Origin of the sequence: Variovorax sp. UC74_104 (assembly GCF_044055375.1) — a bacterium.
Taxonomy (GTDB): Bacteria; Pseudomonadota; Gammaproteobacteria; order Burkholderiales; family Burkholderiaceae_C; genus Variovorax.
In genome coordinates this window covers 1,708,520-1,727,055 of record NZ_CP171978.1, presented here as the reverse complement: position 1 = coordinate 1,727,055, position 18,536 = coordinate 1,708,520, and the positions used below count along the sequence as shown (strand labels likewise).

Annotated in this window: 16 protein-coding genes and 2 pseudogenes; 15 read left to right on the top strand and 3 right to left on the bottom strand. The window is 69.0% G+C overall.

What is annotated here, in order from left to right; translation table 11 throughout:
- Window positions 1–3: 3 nt before the first annotated feature.
- A complete protein-coding gene (locus ACHMXA_RS08065; protein ID WP_395319935.1) occupies window positions 4–222 on the bottom strand; it encodes a DUF2892 domain-containing protein in 219 nt (72 codons plus the stop codon).
- A gap of 232 nt (window positions 223–454) precedes the next feature.
- On the opposite strand from ACHMXA_RS08065, the gene ACHMXA_RS08060 reads away from it, so the two are divergent.
- The 6 genes and pseudogenes from ACHMXA_RS08060 (at window position 455) to ACHMXA_RS08035 (ending at window position 7,256) form a co-directional block, all read left to right on the top strand.
- Window positions 455–2,116 (top strand): ABC transporter substrate-binding protein, encoded by a 1,662-nt coding sequence (locus tag ACHMXA_RS08060; RefSeq protein ID WP_395319933.1) that lies wholly within the window; start codon window positions 455–457, stop codon window positions 2,114–2,116.
- A 10-nt stretch (window positions 2,117–2,126) separates the two neighbouring features.
- Complete coding sequence (locus ACHMXA_RS08055; protein ID WP_395319931.1) at window positions 2,127–3,080, top strand: ABC transporter permease; 954 nt, start codon at window positions 2,127–2,129, stop codon at window positions 3,078–3,080.
- A 6-nt stretch (window positions 3,081–3,086) separates the two neighbouring features.
- Window positions 3,087–3,989, top strand: coding sequence for an ABC transporter permease (locus ACHMXA_RS08050; RefSeq protein WP_395319929.1), 903 nt, complete (start codon window positions 3,087–3,089; stop codon window positions 3,987–3,989).
- Between the two features lie 9 nt (window positions 3,990–3,998).
- Window positions 3,999–5,039, top strand: a complete 1,041-nt coding sequence (locus tag ACHMXA_RS08045; protein WP_176667900.1) for an ABC transporter ATP-binding protein — start codon at window positions 3,999–4,001, stop codon at window positions 5,037–5,039.
- A 14-nt stretch (window positions 5,040–5,053) separates the two neighbouring features.
- Window positions 5,054–6,042: pseudogene (locus ACHMXA_RS08040) on the top strand (ABC transporter ATP-binding protein).
- 35 nt (window positions 6,043–6,077) lie between these two features.
- Window positions 6,078–7,256 carry an amidase gene (locus ACHMXA_RS08035; RefSeq protein ID WP_395319927.1) on the top strand — a complete coding sequence of 393 codons (1,179 nt, stop codon included), beginning with the start codon at window positions 6,078–6,080 and terminating at the stop codon, window positions 7,254–7,256.
- A 15-nt stretch (window positions 7,257–7,271) separates the two neighbouring features.
- Here ACHMXA_RS08035 and ACHMXA_RS08030 read toward each other — a convergent pair whose 3' ends face one another.
- Window positions 7,272–7,790, bottom strand: coding sequence for an ureidoglycolate lyase (locus ACHMXA_RS08030; RefSeq protein WP_395319925.1), 519 nt, complete (start codon window positions 7,788–7,790; stop codon window positions 7,272–7,274).
- A gap of 127 nt (window positions 7,791–7,917) precedes the next feature.
- Between ACHMXA_RS08030 and ACHMXA_RS08025 the strand changes: the two genes are divergently transcribed.
- The 4 genes from ACHMXA_RS08025 to ACHMXA_RS08010 all read left to right on the top strand — a co-directional run bounded on the left by ACHMXA_RS08025 (window position 7,918) and on the right by ACHMXA_RS08010 (window position 10,872).
- Window positions 7,918–8,256, top strand: a complete 339-nt coding sequence (locus ACHMXA_RS08025) for a Rieske (2Fe-2S) protein (RefSeq protein WP_395319923.1) — start codon at window positions 7,918–7,920, stop codon at window positions 8,254–8,256.
- Window positions 8,257–8,346: 90 nt separating this feature from the next.
- Window positions 8,347–8,910, top strand: a complete 564-nt coding sequence (locus tag ACHMXA_RS08020) for a YbhB/YbcL family Raf kinase inhibitor-like protein (RefSeq protein ID WP_395319921.1) — start codon at window positions 8,347–8,349, stop codon at window positions 8,908–8,910.
- 98 nt (window positions 8,911–9,008) lie between these two features.
- A complete protein-coding gene (locus ACHMXA_RS08015; protein ID WP_395319919.1) occupies window positions 9,009–10,511 on the top strand; it encodes a diguanylate cyclase domain-containing protein in 1,503 nt (500 codons plus the stop codon).
- 61 nt (window positions 10,512–10,572) lie between these two features.
- Window positions 10,573–10,872, top strand: a complete 300-nt coding sequence (locus tag ACHMXA_RS08010) for a hypothetical protein (protein ID WP_395319917.1) — start codon at window positions 10,573–10,575, stop codon at window positions 10,870–10,872.
- Here ACHMXA_RS08010 and ACHMXA_RS08005 read toward each other — a convergent pair.
- Window positions 10,848–11,762, bottom strand: a complete 915-nt coding sequence (locus ACHMXA_RS08005; RefSeq protein ID WP_395319915.1) for a LysR family transcriptional regulator — start codon at window positions 11,760–11,762, stop codon at window positions 10,848–10,850. The two genes, ACHMXA_RS08010 and ACHMXA_RS08005, sit on opposite strands and share 25 nt — an antisense overlap.
- A 143-nt stretch (window positions 11,763–11,905) precedes the next feature.
- On the opposite strand from ACHMXA_RS08005, the gene ACHMXA_RS08000 reads away from it, so the two are divergent.
- The 5 genes and pseudogenes from ACHMXA_RS08000 to ACHMXA_RS07980 all read left to right on the top strand — a co-directional run bounded on the left by ACHMXA_RS08000 (window position 11,906) and on the right by ACHMXA_RS07980 (window position 18,456).
- Window positions 11,906–14,041, top strand: coding sequence for a 3-hydroxyacyl-CoA dehydrogenase NAD-binding domain-containing protein (locus ACHMXA_RS08000; protein ID WP_395319913.1), 2,136 nt, complete (start codon window positions 11,906–11,908; stop codon window positions 14,039–14,041).
- Window positions 14,042–14,076: 35 nt separating this feature from the next.
- A complete protein-coding gene (locus ACHMXA_RS07995; protein WP_395319911.1) occupies window positions 14,077–15,267 on the top strand; it encodes an acetyl-CoA C-acyltransferase in 1,191 nt (396 codons plus the stop codon).
- A gap of 13 nt (window positions 15,268–15,280) precedes the next feature.
- On the top strand, window positions 15,281–16,489 hold the full coding sequence (locus ACHMXA_RS07990) for an acyl-CoA dehydrogenase family protein (protein WP_395319909.1): 1,209 nt from the start codon (window positions 15,281–15,283) through the stop codon (window positions 16,487–16,489).
- Window positions 16,490–16,500: 11 nt separating this feature from the next.
- Window positions 16,501–17,643 carry an acyl-CoA dehydrogenase family protein gene (locus ACHMXA_RS07985; protein ID WP_395319907.1) on the top strand — a complete coding sequence of 381 codons (1,143 nt, stop codon included), beginning with the start codon at window positions 16,501–16,503 and terminating at the stop codon, window positions 17,641–17,643.
- A pseudogene (locus tag ACHMXA_RS07980) lies at window positions 17,640–18,456 on the top strand (oxepin-CoA hydrolase, alternative type). Before ACHMXA_RS07985 ends, ACHMXA_RS07980 begins: the two are co-directional and overlap by 4 nt.
- Window positions 18,457–18,536 lie beyond the last annotated feature (80 nt).

The window sequence follows — 18,536 nt, the reverse complement described above, 5'->3', positions numbered from 1 at the left end:
GCTTCAGTGCCCCTTTCCGTCGAGCTTGCGCCCGAGCATCGCGCACATCGGGCAGAAGCCGAACAGGCCCGTCAGCGCGAGCGTGGCGCCCATGAGCGTGACGGCCACGCCCAGCCCGAAGCCGGCTGTGCTCCAGCCGACGGCCGCGAAAGCCAGTGCCACAAGGCCGATGACGATGCGCAGTGCGCGCTCCCAGCCGGGAAGATTCTTTGCGTAGAGCATGGCGGTTCCTTCGTTCCTTCTTGGTGATGAGTAAGTGCATGAGGAAGACCCTCGGACACCAGGAGGCGTCAAACCCGCCGGACGGTTCGCGGGAAGCACAAATTTTTCCACGCCGGCAGGAACGCCCGGCAGCCGTCATGGCCCTCGCTCCACAAGGGACTCCCTCGCTGGCACATGTCGTGCTTGACAGTTATTTACGTTCTTTTCCCCTTTCATTCCAACGGAGTTCCATGTGAAGCGTGCTGCCCCTGCCCTGTTCCTGAAACCCCTGGCCGCCTGCGCGGCGCTCGCCACACTGGTGCTCGCCGCGCCCCATGCGATGGCGCAGGAGAAGACGCTGCGCATCGCCATGACGGCCGCCGACATTCCGCGCACGCTGGGCCAGCCCGACCAGGGTTTCGAGGGCAACCGCTTCACCGGCATCCCGATCTACGACTCGCTCACGCAATGGGACCTGTCGAAGGCCGATGCGCCCAGCGTGCTGATTCCCGGCCTCGCCGCCTCGTGGGCGGTCGACGCCAAGGACAGGACCAAGTGGGTCTTCAAGCTGCGCCCCGGCGTGAAATTCCACGACGGCTCGGCCTTCAACGCCGACGCCGTGGTGTGGAACGTGCAGAAGGTGCTCGACAAAGATGCGCCGCAGTTCGACCCCAGCCAGGTCGGCGTGACAGCCTCGCGCATGCCCACGCTCAAGTCGGCGCGCAAGATCGACGACACGACGGTCGAGCTCACCACCAGCGAGCCCGACGCCTTCCTGCCGATCAACCTCACGAACCTGTTCATGGCCTCGCCTGCCCACTGGCAGAAGAAGTTCGACGCGGCCGCCGGCGCCACCCCCGCAGACAAGGCCAAGGCCGCCTGGACCGCCTTCGCCGCCGACCCGTCGGGCTCGGGCCCGTTCAAGGTCACGCGCTTCGTGGCGCGCGAGCGGCTCGAGCTGGCCGCCAACAAGGGCTACTGGGACGCCAAGCGCGTGCCGAAGATCGACAAGGTCGTGCTGCTGCCCATGCCCGAGGCCAACGCGCGCACCGCCGCGCTGCTGGGCGGGCAGGTCGACTGGATCGAGGCGCCCGCCCCCGACGCCATGGCGCAGATCACGCAGCGCGGCTTCAAGATCTATTCGAACGCGCAGCCGCACGTGTGGCCCTGGCAGCTCTCGTTCGCCGAGGGCTCGCCCTGGCTCGACAAGCGCGTGCGCCAGGCCGCCAACCTGTGCATCGATCGCGCCGGCATGAAGCAGCTGCTGGGCGGCATGATGGCCGAACCCAAGGGCACGGTGCCGCCGGGGCACCCGTGGTTCGGCAAGCCCACCTTCGACATCCGCTACGACGTGAAGGCCGCCCAGGCGCTCATGACGCAGGCCGGCTACTCGGCCGCCAAGCCGATCAAGGTGAAAGTGCAGATCTCGGCCTCGGGCTCGGGCCAGATGCAGCCGCTGCCGATGAATGAGTTCGCGCAGCAGTCGCTCAAGCAGTGCTACTTCGACGTGCAGTTCGACGTGATCGAATGGAACACGCTGTTCACCAACTGGCGCAAGGGCGCGAAGGACCCGTCGGCCAACGGCGCGAACGCGGTCAACATAAGCTTCGCCGCCATGGACCCGTTCTTCGCGATGGTGCGCTTCGTGAGCACCAAGACCGTCCCGCCGGTGTCGAACAACTGGGGCTACTACGGCAACGCCGAGGTCGACAAGCTGGTGGCCGACGCGCGCACCAGCTTCGACGACAAGGCGCGCGACGCCGCGCTGGCCAAGCTGCACACGTACATCGTCGACGACGCGCCCTTCGTGTGGATCGCGCACGACGTCGGTCCGCGGGCCATGTCGGCCAAGGTGAAGAACGTAGTGCAGCCCAAGAGCTGGTTCATCGACATCGCAACCATGTCGATGGACTGACGAGCCCCCGATGCTCGCCTACCTCCTGCGCCGCGTGATCTACGCCGTGCCGATCATGATCGGCGTGGCGCTCGTGTGCTTCCTGCTCGTGCACATCGCGCCGGGCGATCCTCTGGTGTCGATACTGCCGCCGGACGCCTCCGCCGAGCTGCAGGCGCAGCTGCGCGAGCTGTACGGCTTCAACCGCTCGCTGCCCGAGCAGTTCGCGATGTGGCTGTGGCGCGCGCTGCACGGCGACCTGGGCGTGTCGATCGCGAGCAACCGCGCGGTGGCGGGCGAGGTGTTCACCGCGGTGGGCAACACGCTGCGGCTCGCGGTGGTGGCCACTTTCATCGGCTTCGTGCTGGGCAGTCTGTTCGGCTTCGTCGCGGGCTACTTCCGCGGCTCCTGGCCCGACCGGCTGGCCTCGATGTTCTCGGTGCTCGGCGTGAGCGTGCCGCATTACTGGCTGGGCATGGTGATGGTGATCGTGTTCTCCTCGCAGCTCATGTGGCTGCCGGCCACCGGCGCGGGCCCCAGCGGCTCGGACGACTGGGCCTGGGACTGGGCGCACCTGCAGTTCCTGCTGCTGCCCGCGGTCACGATGTCGGTGATCCCGATGGGCATCATCGCGCGCACCGTGCGCGCGCTGGTGGCCGAGATCCTCGAGCAGGAGTTCATCGTCGGCCTGCGCGCGAAGGGACTCACGCACTTCGGCGTGTTCCGCCACATGGTGAAGAACGCCGCGCCCACCGCGCTGGCGGTGATGGGGCTGCAGCTGGGCTACCTGCTCGGCGGCTCGATCCTCATCGAGACGGTGTTCTCCTGGCCGGGCACCGGCTTCCTGCTGAACTCGGCCATCTTCCAGCGCGACCTGCCGCTGCTGCAGGGCACGATCCTCGTGCTGGCGCTGTTCTTCGTCGTGCTCAACCTGCTGGTCGATGTGCTGCAGACCCTGCTCGACCCGCGCATCGCCCGGGCCTGAAAGACCATGTCCTCCGTGCTCGCCCCCTCCTCCATCGCCGCGGCCGTCGAGCCGCTGCCGGCCCAGCGCTCTCGCGGCTACTGGGCCTCGGTCTGGCTGCGCTTCAGGCGCGACCCGGTGGCCGTCGGCGCCGCGGTCGTCGTGCTGCTGCTGATCGCGCTCGCCATCTTCGGCCCCTGGCTCGCACCGTCGGACCCTTACCAGTCGTCGATGCTCAAGCGGCTCAAGCCCATCGGCACCGAGGGCCTGCCGCTGGGCAGCGACGAGCTGGGCCGCGACATGCTCTCGCGCCTCATCGTCGGCGCGCGGCTGTCGCTCTTCATCGGCATCACGCCGGTGCTGTGCGCCTTCGTGCTGGGCACGGTGATCGGCATCGTCGCGGGCTACGCAGGCGGGCTGACCAACACGCTCATCATGCGCACCATCGACGTGTTCTACGCCTTCCCGTCGGTGCTGCTGGCCATCGCGCTGTCGGGCGCGCTGGGCGCGGGCGTGGTCAATTCGCTGATCTCGCTGACCATCGTCTTCATTCCGCAGATCGCACGGGTGGCCGAGAGCGTGACCACGCAGGTGCGCAACCGCGACTACGTGGAGGCGGCGCGCGCCTCGGGCGCGGGGCCTTTCACCATCGTGCGGGTGCACGTGCTGGGCAACGTGCTCGGGCCGATCTTCGTGTACGCCACCAGCCTGATCGCGGTGTCGATGATCCTGGCCTCGGGCCTGTCGTTCCTGGGCCTGGGCGTGAAGCCGCCGGAGCCCGAGTGGGGGCTGATGCTCAACACGCTGCGCACCGCGATCTACGTGCAGCCCTGGGTCGCGGCGCTGCCGGGCGTGATGATCTTCGTCACCTCGATCTCCTTCAACATCCTGTCCGACGGGCTGCGCACCGCCATGGACAACAAGGGCTGAGGCATGGCAATGGACGCACTCGAAGACATCGGCGGACCGGCCCAGCCCCTGCTGACGATCAATGGCCTGGTCAAGCATTTCCCGCTGAAGAAAGACCCGCTCGGCCGTGGCGGCGGCGTGGTGCGCGCGGTCGACGGCGTGGACTTCGAGGTGCTCAAGGGCGAGACGCTCGGCGTGGTCGGCGAGTCCGGCTGCGGCAAGTCGACCACCGCGCGCCTGCTGATGCAGCTGATCGAACCCACGCGCGGCGAAGTGGTGTTCGACGGCCGCGAGGTCGGCGGCCGCGACCTGCCGCTGAAGGAGTTCCGCCGCCAGGTGCAGATGGTGTTCCAGGACAGCTACGCCTCGCTGAACCCGCGCCTGACCATCGAGGACTCGATCGCCTTCGGGCCGCAGGTGCACGGCGTGCCGCGGCGCGAATCGGTGGCGCGGGCGCGCGACCTGCTCGGCCGCGTGGGCCTGTCGCCCCAGCGCTTTGCCGAACGCTATCCGCACGAGCTCTCGGGCGGCCAGCGGCAGCGCGTGAACATCGCCCGGGCGCTGGCGCTGCAGCCGCGCATGGTGATCCTCGACGAGGCCGTCTCCGCGCTCGACAAGTCGGTGGAGGCGCAGGTCATCAACCTGCTGCTCGACCTGAAGGCCGAGTTCGGCCTGACCTACGTATTCATCAGCCACGACCTCAACGTGGTGCGCTACGTGAGCGACCGCGTCATGGTGATGTACCTGGGCCAGGTGGCCGAGATCGGCCCGGCCGACGCGCTGTACGACCAGCCCGCGCATCCCTACACGCGCGCGCTGCTGTCCTCCATGCCTTCGATGGACCCCGACCACCGCACCGAGGAGGCGGCGCTCGCGGGCGATCCGCCGAACCCGATCAACCCGCCCTCGGGCTGCCGATTTCATCCGCGCTGCGCGCTGGCCGCGCCGGTGTGCGCCAGGGTCGTGCCCGAGCGCATCGCCACCGGTTCGCAACATGCGGTGAGCTGCCTGATCCACGAGCCGGGCAGCGGACACCCGATGGCCATCGAAACCCCGAGGAAAGCAGCATGAGCAGCGACGAACCGATGGTCCGCCTGCGCGACCTCAGCGTCACCTTCGACGGCGGCCGCAAGCCGGTGCATGCCGTCAGCGGCGTGAGCCTCGAAGTGAAGCGCGGCGAGGTCGTCGCGCTGATCGGCGAGTCGGGCTCCGGCAAGAGCGTGACCATGCGCACCCTGCTGCGCCTGCACCCCGAGCGCCGCACCCGCATGGGCGGCACGGTGCAGGTGGCCGGCCGCGACGTGCTCGCCATGTCGCAGCGCGAGCTGGCCGATTTCCGCGGCAAGGTCGCCTCGATGATCTTCCAGGAGCCGCTGCTGGCGCTCGACCCGGTGTACTCGGTGGGCGCGCAGATCGTCGAGTCGATCCGGCGGCATGAGTCCGTCACCCATGCCGAGGCACAGCAACGCGCGCTGGCGCTGTTCGAGCGCGTTCGCATTCCCAGCCCCGAGCGTCGCCTGCAGGCCTATCCGCACGAGATGTCGGGCGGCATGCGCCAGCGCGCCATGATCGCGCTGGCGCTCGCCTGCAAGCCCCAGCTGCTGCTGGCCGACGAGCCCACCACTGCGCTCGACGCCACGGTGCAGATCCAGATCCTGCTGCTGCTGCGCGAACTGCAGCGCGACCTGGGCCTCTCGGTGATCTTCGTCACGCACGACATCGGCGCCGCGGTGGAGGTGGCCGACCGCATCGCCGTGATGTACGCGGGGCGCATCGTCGAGGAAGGCACTGCGCGCGAGCTGATCCGCTCGCCGCGCCATCCGTACACCATCGCGCTGCTCAAGAGCCGTGCGCACGGCGCGCTGGCGCGCGGTACGCGGCTGGAGACCATCGGCGGCGCGCCGCCCGACCTCTCGGCGCTGCCGCCCGGCTGCGCCTTCGCCGAACGCTGCGCGCTCGCGGGCGACGCCTGCCGCGCGGCGCAGCCGCCGGTGGTCGAGCTTGCCCGAACCACCGCGCGCGCTGCATCCACACCGACGCGGCCGCGGCCATTGCGCCGGTGCTCGTCGCCTGACAACCTCCAAGACCCTTCGCCCATCCTCCATCGCCATGCCCCTGCACGACCCCGCCCACGCCTTCGTTCCGTACCCTGATGCGCCAGTGGCCCGCGCGACGACCGGTCCGCTGGCGGACCTGAGCTTTGCCGCGAAAGACCTGTTCGACGTGGCCGGCTACCCCACGGGCGGCGGCAACCCCATCGTGCTGGCGATGTCGGGCATCAAGACGCGCACCGCGCCCACCGTGCAGAAGCTGCTCGATGCCGGCGCGCGCTTCGCCGGCAAGACGGTGACCGACGAGCTCGCGTTCTCGATGAACGGCAACAACGCGCACTTCGGCGCGCCCATCAACGGCGCCGCCAAAGACCGCATCACCGGCGGCAGTTCGTCGGGCTCGGCATCGGCCGTGTCGTCGCATCTGTGTGACTTCGCGCTGGGCACCGACACCGGCGGCTCGGTGCGCGCGCCGGCCAATCACTGCGGCCTGTACGGGCTGCGTCCCACGCACGGCCGAGTGAGCCTCGAAGGCGCGCTCGACCTCGCGCCCAGCTTCGACACTTGCGGCTGGTTCGCGCGCGACATCGGCACCTTCGCGCGCGTGGCCGACGTGCTGCTGGGCGCCGATGCCGAACCGCTGCCCGATCGCGTGCGGCTGCTGCGTCCCGACGACGTCTGGGCGCTGGCCGTGCCGGCGGCGGCCGACGCGCTGGAGGGCGCGGCCGACCGCGTGCAGGGCGCGCTCGGTCCCGCCAGGGGCATCGAGGTGGCGATGGAGTCCTTCGACACCATGTACTGGAACTTCCGCTACCTGCAATCGCGCGAAGCCTGGCTCACCGACGGCCCGCTCATCGAACGCTACGCCCCGCCGCTGGGGCCGGGCGTGGCCGAGCGCTTCGCATGGTCGCGCGAAGTCACCGACGCGCAGGTGAATGCGGCGCGCGCCTTCCGCACCGCGTTCCGCACGCACTTGGCTTCACTGCTCGACAGCGACGGCGTCCTGCTGATGCCGACCATGCCCGACATCGCCCCGCTGCGCAGCGACAGCGAGGCAGCGCTGAAGGACTACCGCAACCGCGCGATCCGCATGCTGTGCATCGCGGGGCTGGCGGGCTTTCCGCAGCTGTCGATGCCGCTGGCTGCGCGCGATGGGGCGCCGCTGGGCATCTCGCTGCTCGGGCCGGCGGGGTCGGACCGGTCGCTTGTCGCGCTGGCGCAGCGCATCGCGGGCTGACTAAGGCCGAAAGCCTCAGAGCCGCACGCTGCCCGGCTCCCGCAGCTGGCAGACGTCGCAGTCGACACCGCCGCTGCCCGCGCGCTCGATCACCGCGAAGTCGCCCGCATCCACCGCCAGCAGCGCGTGATGCCAGGTGCCGGGCGCGAGCACCACGCCCTGGCGCCCGTCGGTGACGAAGGCCGCGAGCTGTCGAGCCGATGTGGGTGCTTCGCCCGCGCGGGCTACCACGATCACGAAGCGCCTGTCGCCCAGCGGCATGAAGGTCTGGCTACCCAGCGCGTGGCGCTCCATCTCCGACACCTCATGAGGAAAGCGCCGTGCCTGCGCTCGGAACAGCGCCAGCATCGGCCTGCCGCCTTCGGCGGCGAGCTGCAGGTCGTCGAGCAGGTCGAAGCGTTGCGCATTGCCGCCGTTGATGGGCCTGCCTTCGCCGGCAGGAGCGGCGATCACGGTGCCGTAGGGCGCGAAGGCTTCGGAGGTCAGCGGCTGCGCCACCAGCACCTCGGCGGCGGTCGGGGAAACATCGTTCATCCGGCCATTGCAGCAGAAAGCGTGCCGTTCGCCTACGCGAGATCGGCCGGGCAGACTGCCCGACACCGGCGCGCAGGAGATACTGTTCGCTTCGCAAACGACGACAACGACGAATGCACGCACCGGCATGAATACGACCGAGCCCCACCCGATCGCCCCGGCACTGGCCGAAGGCGGCCTGGCCGCCATCTTCACCGCGCCCGACGGCGCCCGGGCCTTCGCCGTGCGCTGGCAAGGCGGCGTGTACGGCTACCTCAACCAGTGCCCCCATGCGGGCGGCCCGCTTGATTTCGAAGGCCAGGTGCTGGAAAGTTCAGGCCGCTTCCTGATGTGCGCGCGGCACGGTGCCATCTTCGAGCCCGACACCGGCAAGTGCGTCGGCGGCCCCTGCCGCGGCGCGCGCCTCACGCCGGTGGCCGTGCACGAGAAGGCCGACGGCAGCGTGTGGGCCGGCGCCGCCGGCTGAAGAGAAGAGAAGACAAGCCAGAACAGGACAACCATCCAGGAGAAAGAAGACATGCGCAACTGCATCAACCGATTCCGCACTCTCCCGCATATGACCCTGCCGGTCGCGGCGCTCGCCCTGGCCGGCCTCCTGGCGGGCTGCGCGGGCATGTCCTCGCCCGTGGGCAAGGGCTCCACCGGCATGAAGGTCACGTCCAGCGCGTTCAGCGACAACGGCACCATTCCGGCCGAACACGCGGGCGTTGGCGACTGCGGCGGCAAGAACATCTCGCCGCCGGTGGCCTGGAGCAACCTGCCGGCCAAGACGAAGTCGGTCGCGGTGCTTGTGTTCGACCCGGACGGTGCGGCCGGCCTGGGCGTGTCGCACTGGGTGGCCTACAACATCGCGGCCGAGCGCGGCGAGCTCAAGGCAGGCGAAGGAGCGGCGGGTTCGAACTTCGACTTCACCATGGGCCCGAACGTGGCTGGCACGCCCGCCTACCGCGGCATGTGCCCGCCGGCGGGCGACCGGCCGCACCACTACGTGGTGACCGTGATCGCCACCGAGGTCGCGCCGGGCAGCCTGCCGGCCGGCCTGGGCCGCGACGCGCTGCTGGCCGCGCTCAAGGGCCGCGCGCTGGGCGGCCAGAGCGTGGTCGGCCTCTACAGCCGCTGAGCCGGAACGGCCCGGATAGGCAACAGTTAATAATTAAGACCTCGTTCCGCCGGCATCCGCCAGCAATGGCTGCAGCCTCTTCCACGAAAGCTCCATCGATGGCCCTGCCCGCCGCCACCTCCGGCTCCACGCCGGTTCCACCCTCCGCCGCCGGCGACCTCGACGCCATGTTCGACCTGGCGCCGGTCTCCCTCTGGATCGAGGACTACGGCGACCTCAAGCGCAAGCTCGACGGCTGGCGCGCCGAGGGCATCACCGACCTGGTGGCGCACCTGCAGGCCGATCCACAGCGGATCAGCGACTGCATGGCGCTGCTGAAGGTGCTGCGGGTCAACCAGCACACGCTCAAGCTCTTCGGCGCCGACAGCGAGCAGACCCTGCTGGGCGCGCTCGACCGCGTGTTCCGCGGCGACATGTCGGCCACCGTGGTGCACGAGCTCGACCAGCTCTGGCGCGGCCAACTCAGCTTCGAGAGCGAGACCGTCAACTACGCGCTCGACGGCCGCCGGCTCGACGTGCGCGTGCGTGCCCGCGTGCTGCCCGGCTACGAAGACAGCTGGAGCCGCGTGCTCGTGGCGCTCGACGACGTCACCGAGCGCGTGGCCGCGCAGCGCCTGCGCGACGAGAGCGCCATCTACGCACGCAGCCTGTTCGACCGCTCTCCGGTGTCGCTGTGGGTGGAAGACTTCAGCGCGGTGCGCTCGCTGATGGAGACGCTGCGCGCGCGCGGCATCACCGACTTCGCCACCTTCATCAAGGTGCACCCCGACTTCGTCACGCGCTGCATGCAGGAGATCCGCGTCATCGACGTTAACCACGAGACGCTGCGCATGTTCGGCGCGCCCGACCTGCAGACGCTGCTGGGCAACCTGCCGCGCATCTTCCGCGACGAGATGCGCGAATCGTTCGCCGAGCAGCTGCAGGACCTGTGGAACGGCAAGACCGTGCAACACCGCGAGGTGCTCAACTACTCGCTGTCGGGCGAGGTGCTCAACATCCACATGCAGTTCGCGGTGCAGGACGACCGGCTCGACACCTGGGACCTGGTGCTGGTGTCGCTCGTCGACATCACTGCGCGCAAGAAGGCCGAGGCGTATCTCGAATACCTCGGCAAGCACGACGTGCTCACGCAGCTGTGCAACCGCACCTACTACACCGAGGAGCTCAACCGCCTCTCGCGCAAGGGCCCGTGGCCGGTGTCGATCGTGGCCATCGACCTCAACGGCCTGAAGCAGGTCAACGACCAGGAAGGCCACGCCGCCGGCGACACCCTGCTGCGCCGCATGGGCGAGGTGCTCGACAAGGCCGTCGACCTGCCCGCCTGGCCCGCGCGCATCGGCGGCGACGAATTCGCGGTGCTGCTGCCCATGACCGACGAACGCGGCGCGGAGGCCATGCGCGAGCGCATCCTCACGCTGCTGGAAATGAACAACCAGTTCCACGCCGGCCAGAGCGGCCACGCGCTGAGCCTGGCCATCGGCCTTGCGACCTGCCACGGCGACGAGCCGCTGGAAGCCGCGCTGCAGCGAGCCGACCGGGCGATGTACGAGGACAAGTCGCGGTATTACGAGAGCACGGGAACCGACCGCCGGCAGCAGTAGCTACCGACGCTGCGCCGAGTTGATCCGTAGTTTGCGAGGTTGCGTTTGCCGAAAAGAACCGATGCTTCTTGAAGGCCTTGCCGAAGCGCTGATCCAACTGGTACTGCAGCCCATCGCAGAGGCTGCGATACACCTGATCGGCTACATCACCGGGTTTGTCGTCGTTCCGGTCGCCACGCTGGGGCACGTGGTCGTCGAGCGGCACGAAGAAGGCGTCGAGGCGATGGCCGACAGGTGGATCCGGGCGCCCAGTGGACGCATTGTCATCAGCGCAGGCCTGGGCAGCATCGTGGGCTTTCTCACCTGGCTCCTGATCGGCGGGGCAGCCCTCTTGATCTATTTCACGTCGGTGCCTTCGTAGCCCGGCCCCCGCACCCGCTCCAGCACGAAATCGATGAAGGTCCGGATCGCCCGCGTGTGCTGGCGGTTGGGCATGTAGAGCATGAACATCTGCGTGCCGAAGATCGACAGGCGCCAGTCGTCGAGCGTGGTCACCACGTCGCCGCGGCGCACGTCTTCCTGCACCACGTAGTCGGGCACGAGGCCAATGCCCAGGCCGGCGAGGATGGCCTGGCGCAGGAACAGGAAGTTCTCGGAGATCAGCGTGGGCTCCAGGATCACTTCCCTGCGCGTCTCGCCCTGGTAGGCCGACACGCGCAGCTGCCGGCCGATGACGGCGGCCGTGACCACCGGCGCGCCCTGCAGTGCGTCGAGCTGCACCGGCAGCGGGTTCTTCGCGGCGTACTCGCTCGACGCGCAGGCCACGTAGCGCACCGGCCCCATCGCGCGCGCCACCAGGTTCTGCGGCGGCTCGGGAATCACGCGGATGGCGATGTCGACTTCGTCGCGCAGCAGGTCCTCGATGCGGTTCTCGAACACCACGTCGAGCACGATACCGGGGTACTGGCGCTTGAAGTCGATCAGCCAGTCGGCCATCACCAACTGCCCGTAGCCGCTGGGCACGCTCAGGCGCACGCGGCCCTGCAGGCCCTGGCCCAGCGTGGTGACCGATTCGCGCGCCGCCAGGAGCTCGGCCTGGATGGCGATGCCGTGCTGGTACAGGCGCAGGCCGATCTCGGTCGGCTCGGCGCGCCGGGTGGTGCGCCGCACGAGCTGCGCGCCCACCGAGCGTTCGAGCTGGTTCAGGTGGTAGCTGACGTTGGCGCGGGTCATCTTGAGCCGCCGCGCGGCCGCGCTCAGGTTGCCGGCGTCGAGGATTTCCACCAACAGGGTGAGCGACTGGAGGTCCATGGGCCTATTTTGTCAAAAATCCTTTGACAGTCTGTCAACCGGCTATGCAATTGTCAAAGCAGTCCCTCAGGCCAAGAATGCTGGGTTCACCCCAGAGCCTCGGACCCGACCGGTCCGCAACGCAAGAGACAAGCGACACGCACATGGCCACCACAACTCCCAGCCCCTCCACGTCCACCGGTCCCGTCACCTTCGAACGTCTAGGCGACGTGTTCGTGGTGACCATCGACAACCCGCCCGTCAACGCCCTGGGCGTGGACGTGCGCCGCGGCCTCGTGGCCGCCATCGACGCGGCCGAGGCCGACAGCGCGGCCAAGGCGGTGCTGATCGTCGGCGCGGGCCGCAACTTCATCGCGGGTGCCGACATCCGCGAGTTCGGCAAGACGCCGCAGCCGCCCTCGCTGCCCGAGGCCTGCCTGAAGATCGAGAACTGCACGAAGCCGGTGGTCGCCGCCATCCACGGCGCCGCGCTCGGCGGCGGGCTGGAAGTGGCGCTGTCGGCGCACTACCGCATCGCCTCGCCGACCGCCAAGCTGGGCCTGCCCGAAGTGGCACTGGGCCTCCTGCCCGGCTCGGGCGGCACGCAGCGCGCGCCGCGCCTGATCGGCGTGAAGCCCGCCATCGAACTCATGCTCAGCGGCCGCCATGCGGGCGCGAAGGAAGCGCTGTCGCTCGGCCTCGTCGATCGTCTCGCCACCGACGCCGACGCGCGCGCCGAAGGCCTCGCCTACGCGAATGAACTGGTCGCCGCCAAGGCCCCCGTGCGCCGCACGCGCGACGCGGGCGCGCTGGCCGACAAGGAAGCCGCCCGCGCCGCGCTCGAAGCCGCGCGCGCCGACACCGCCAAGAAGAGCCGCGGCCTGTTCTCGCCGATGAAGATCGTCGAGGCCGTGGAAGCCGCGCTCACGCTGCCCTTCGACGAAGGCATGGCGCTGGAGCGCAAGCTGTTCCTGCAGTGCATCGACAGCCCGCAGCGCGCCGGCCTGATCCACGCCTTCTTCGCCGAGCGCGAAGTGCTGAAGGCCCCCGAAACCAAGTCGGCCAGCCCCCGCGCGCTGGCGTCGGCCGGCATCGTCGGCGGCGGCACCATGGGCGCGGGCATCGCGGTGGCGATGCTCGACGCCGGCATGCCCGTGACCATGATCGAGCGCGACGACACGCAGCTCGCGCGCGGCCGCGCCAACGTCGAGAAGGTGTACGACGGCCTCATCGCCAAGGGCCGCATGACGCCCGAGGCCAAGGGCAGCGTCATGGCGCGCTTCTCGGGCTCCACCAGCTACGACGCGCTCGCCAATGTCGACATCGTGGTGGAAGCCGTGTTCGAGGACATGGCCGTGAAGAAGGCGGTGTTCGCCGAGCTCGACCGCGTGTGCAAGCGCGGCGCGGTGCTGGCCACCAACACCTCGTACCTCGACATCGACGAGATCGCCGCCAGCATCTCGCGTCCACAGGACGTGGTGGGCCTGCACTTCTTCTCGCCCGCCAACATCATGAAGCTGCTGGAGATCGTGGTGCCCGCCAAGGTGAGCGCCGACGTGGTCGCCACCGGCTTCGAGCTCGCGAAGAAGCTCAAGAAGGTGCCGGTGCGCGCCGGCGTGTGCGACGGCTTCATCGGCAACCGCATCCTGGCCGTGTACCGCCAGGCCGCCGACCACATGATGGAAGACGGCGCATCGCCCTACGACATCGACGCCGCCGTGCGCAACTTCGGCTACCCGATGGGCCCCTTCCAGGTGTCCGACCTCGCGGGCGGCGACATCGGCTGGGCCACGCGCAAGCGCAAGGCCGCCACGCGCGACCCGAAGGCTCGCTACGTGCAGATCGCCGACCGCATCTGCGAGCGCGGCTGGTTCGGCCAGAAGACGCAGCGCGGCTACTACCTCTACCCCGAGGGCGCCCGCACCGGCCAGCCCGACCCCGAGGTGCTGGCCATCATCGACGCCGAGCGCGAGCGCGCCGGCATCAAGCCGCGCGCCTTCACGGAAGAAGAAATCATGCGCCGCTACATGGCCGCGATGATCAACGAGGGCGCCAACGTCGTGCTCCAGCGCATCGCGCTGCGCCCGCTCGACGTGGACGTGACCTTCCTCTACGGCTACGGCTTCCCGCGCCACCGCGGCGGCCCGATGAAGTACGCCGATACCGTGGGCCTGCCCAAGGTGCTGGCCGACATCCAGGAGTTCGCGAAGGAAGACCCGGTCTTCTGGAAGCCCTCGCCGCTGCTGGTGCAGCTGGTCGAGCGCGGCGCCGACTTCGCGAGCCTCAACCAATCCGAGTAATCACAGACAGAGCCAGCCGTCCAGGAGACACCCCCATGCGTGAAGCCGTCATCGTTTCCACCGCCCGCACCCCGCTTACCAAGGCGCACCGCGGCGAATTCAACATCACCCCCGGCCCCACGCTGGCCGCCTTCGCCGTGAAGGCGGCGGTGGAGCGCTCAGGCCTCGACCCCGCGCTGATCGAGGACGCCATCCTCGGCTGCGGCTACCCCGAAGGCACCACGGGCCGCAACATCGCGCGCCAGGCCATCATCCGCGCGGGCCTGCCGATCTCCATCGCCGGCACCACGGTCAACCGCTTCTGCGCCTCGGGCCTGCAGGCCATCGCCATGGCCGCGGGCCGCATCGTGGTGGACGGCGCGCCGGCCATGATCGCGGGCGGCGTGGAAAGCATCTCGCAGATCCGCACCCGCAGCGCCACCGACGCTGGCGACAGCGGCATGGACCCGTGGATCGTCGAGCACAAGCCCGAGCTGTACATGGCGATGATCGAGACCGCCGACATCGTCGCCAAGCGCTACAACATCAGCCGCGAGGCGCAGGACCGCTTCTCCGCCGAGAGCCAGCGCCGCACCGAAGAGGCGCAGATCGCCGGCCGCTACAAGGACGAGATCGTCGCCTGCACCACCACGATGGCCGTCACCGACAAGGAGACGAAGGAAGTCACCTACCGCGAAGTGACCGCCACCGAAGACAACTGCAACCGCCGCGGCACCACCTACGAGGCGCTTGCAAAGCTCAAGCCCGTGATGGGTGAAGACAAGTTCGTGACCGCCGGCAACGCCTCGCAGCTGTCGGACGGCGCATCGGCCTGCGTGCTGATGGAAGCCAAGGATGCCGAGCGCGCCAACATCAAGCCGCTGGGCGCCTTCCGCGGCCTCGCGGTGGCCGGCTGCGAGCCCGACGAGATGGGCATCGGCCCGGTGTTCGCGGTACCCAAGCTGCTCGCGCGCCACGGCCTCAAGGTGCAGGACATCGGCCTGTGGGAGCTCAACGAGGCCTTCGCCTCGCAGTCGATCTACTGCCAGGACAAGCTGGGCATTCCGTCGGAACTGCTCAACGTGAACGGCGGCGCGATCTCCATCGGCCACCCCTTCGGCATGACCGGCGCGCGCCTGGCGGGCCACGTGCTCATCGAAGGCAAGCGCCGCGGGGCGAAGTACTCGGTGGTCACGATGTGCATCGCCGGCGGCATGGGCGCTGCCGGTCTCTTTGAAATCTACTGAAGAGGAGCCAGCGATGGACCTGAACTTCACCCCCGAAGAAGAAGCCTTCCGCAGCGAGGTGCGCGCCTTCCTGGCCGCGAAGCTGCCGGTGCGCCTCTCCGAGAAAGTGCGCAGCGGCAAGATCCTCGAGAAGGCCGACATGCAGCAATGGCACGCCATCCTCAACGAGCGCGGCTGGCTCGCCAACCACTGGCCCGAGCAGTACGGCGGACCGGGCTGGACGGCGGTGGAGAAGTTCATCTTCGAGAACGAATGCGCGCTGGCCTTCGCGCCGCGCATCGTGCCCTTCGGCGTGAACATGCTCGGCCCGGTGCTCATCAAGTACGGCAACGAGGCGCAGAAGAAGCACTGGCTGCCGCGCATCCTCAACGGCGCCGACTGGTGGTGCCAGGGCTATTCGGAACCCGGCGCGGGCTCCGACCTCGCTGCGGTGAAGACGTCGGCCGTGCGCGGCATCGACGCGCAGGGCGACCACTTCATCGTGAACGGCCAGAAAACCTGGACCACGCTGGGCCAGCACGCCAACATGATCTTCTGCCTGGTGCGCACCAACCGCGAGGCGAAGAAGCAGGAAGGCATCAGTTTCCTGCTGATCGACATGACCTCGCCCGGCGTGGAAGTGCGCCCGATCATCACGCTCGACGGCGAGCACGAGGTCAACGAGGTGTTCTTCTCCGACGTGCGCGTGCCCGCCGAGAACCTCGTGGGCGAGGAGAACAAGGGCTGGACCTGCGCCAAGTACCTGCTGACCTACGAGCGCACCAACATCGCGGGCGTGGGCTTCTCGGTGGCCGCGCTCGAACAGCTGAAGGGCATCGCGGCCACGCAGACCAAGAACGGCAAGCCGCTGGCGGAAGACCCCGCCTTCGCCGCGCGCATGGCCCGCGTCGAGATCGACCTGGAGAACATGAAGACCACCAACCTGCGCGTGATCGCAGCGGTGGCCGGCGGCGGCGTGCCCGGCGCCGAAAGCTCGATGCTGAAGATCCGCGGCACCGAGATCCGCCAGGAGATTTCTTCGCTGGCCCGCCGCGCGATGGGCGTCTATGGCCGCCCCTTCATCGCGGAAGCGCTGAAGGACGGCTACACCGGCGAGACCTTCGGCCCTGACTACGCATCGGCCGCCGCCTCACGCTACTTCAACAACCGCAAGCTGTCGATCTTCGGCGGCTCCAACGAAATCCAGAAGAACATCATCTCCAAGATGATTCTTGGTCTGTAAGGAGACATGCAATGAACTTCGAACACACCGAAGACCGGCGCATGCTCGCCGACAGCCTGAACCGCTTCATCGGCGAGCAGTACGCCTTCGACGCGCGCGACCGCATCGCGAAGTCGGAGCACGGGTTCAGCAAGGAAATCTTCCAGCAGTTCGCAGAGCTGGGCGTGATCGGTGCCCTCTTCAGCGAGGCCGATGGCGGCTTCGGCGGCGGCGGCTTCGACATCGCCGTGGTCTTCGAGGCACTGGGCCGCGGCCTGGTGGTCGAGCCGCTGCTGGGCGCGGTGATGGTCGGCGAGGCGATCAGCACCGCCGGCAACGATGCCCAGAAAGAGAAGCTCGGCGACATCATCAACGGCGCGGTCGTCGCTGCCTTCGCGCACGATGAGGCCGACTCGCACTACGAGCGCACGCGCGTGGCAACCAAGGCCGAGCGCAGCGGCGATGGCTGGGTGCTGCACGGCGCCAAGGCCGTGGTGCCGCAGGGCGAACAGGCCGACCTGTTCCTGGTCTCGGCCCGCACCTCGGGCAACGTGGACGACGAAGCGGGCATCTCGCTCTTCCTCGTTCCCGCGAAGGCGGCTGGCCTCACGGTGCGCGGCTGCCCCGCCATCGACGGCGGCCGCGTCGCCGAGCTCTCGTTCGACGGCGTGAAGCTGGGCGCCGATGCGCTGCTCGGCGCGGAAGGCCGGGGCCATGCCACGCTGGAACGCGCCATCGGCCGCGGTGTGCTCGCGCTGTGCGCAGAAGCGCTGGGCGCGATGGAAGCCGCCAAGACTGCCACGCTGGAGTACCTGCGCACGCGCAAGCAGTTCGGCACGCTGATCGGCAGCTTCCAGGCACTGCAGCACCGCATGGCCGACCTGCTGCTGGAGATCGAACAGGCCCGCTCGGCGGTCATCAACGCCGCAGCCGCCATCGACACCGGTGACCGCCTGACGCGCGAGCGCGCGCTGTCGGCCGCCAAGTTCAGCATCGGCCGCATCGGCGCGCTGGTGGCGCAGGAGAGCATCCAGATGCACGGCGGCATCGGCATGACCTGGGAGCTGCCGCTGCCCCACTACGCCAAGCGCCTCGTGATGATCGACCACCAGCTGGGCGACGAAGACCATCACCTGCAGCGCTATATCGCCCTGGGCAAGGAGCTTGCGCAATGAGCGACAACAAGACGATCCTGATCTCGCAGGACGGTGCGGTGCGCATCCTCACCAACAGCAACCCCGCCGCGCGCAACGCGATCACGCCGACGCTGTACGCCGAGCTCTCGGCCGCGCTGTCCGACGCGCAGGCCGACCCTGAAGTGGGCGCCATCGTCTTCACCGGCGCGGGGCGACTTCTTCTGCTCGGGCGGCGACCTCAACCTGCTGGCCAAGCGCCGCGAGCTGCCCGCATCGGAACGCCGCCAGATCCTCGAAGGCCTGAACAACCTGATCCGCGCGCTGCGCGACTGCAGCAAGCCGGTGATCGCTGCCGTCGAGGGCGGCGCCGCGGGCGCGGGCCTGTCGATGGCGCTGGCCTGCGACATGCTGGTGTCGGCGCGCGACGCCTTCTTCACCGTGGCCTACGTCAAGGTCGGCCTCACGCCCGATGGTGGCGCCACGGCCTTCCTGTCGGAGTTCGTCTCGCGCCAGGTGCTCACCGAGATGTGCCTCACCGGCGACCGCATGCCGGCCGAGCGCCTGCACGCGCTGGGCGCCGTCAACCGCCTCACCGACAAGGGCGCCGCGCTGGCAGAGGCCATCGCGCTCGCGGCCAAGGTGGCAAACGGACCGGAGCGCGCCAGCGCCCGCATCAAGTCGCTGTGCCGCCAGGCGCATCGCGCCACACTCGAAGAGCAGCTCGACGCCGAGGCCGTGTTCATGGTCGAGTCGCAAGGCGATGCCGAGGCGGCCGAAGGCATCGGCGCTTTCCTCGGCAAGCGCAAGGCCGAATTCGCAGCGTTGCGCGGCCGCAAGCAGGGCGCGTCCTGACGCGGGCCGCCCCACCCGTCTTTTCGCCTCGCACGACGCGTGCACCGTGCGGGGCTTTCTCGTTTCCAGGGAGCTGATCT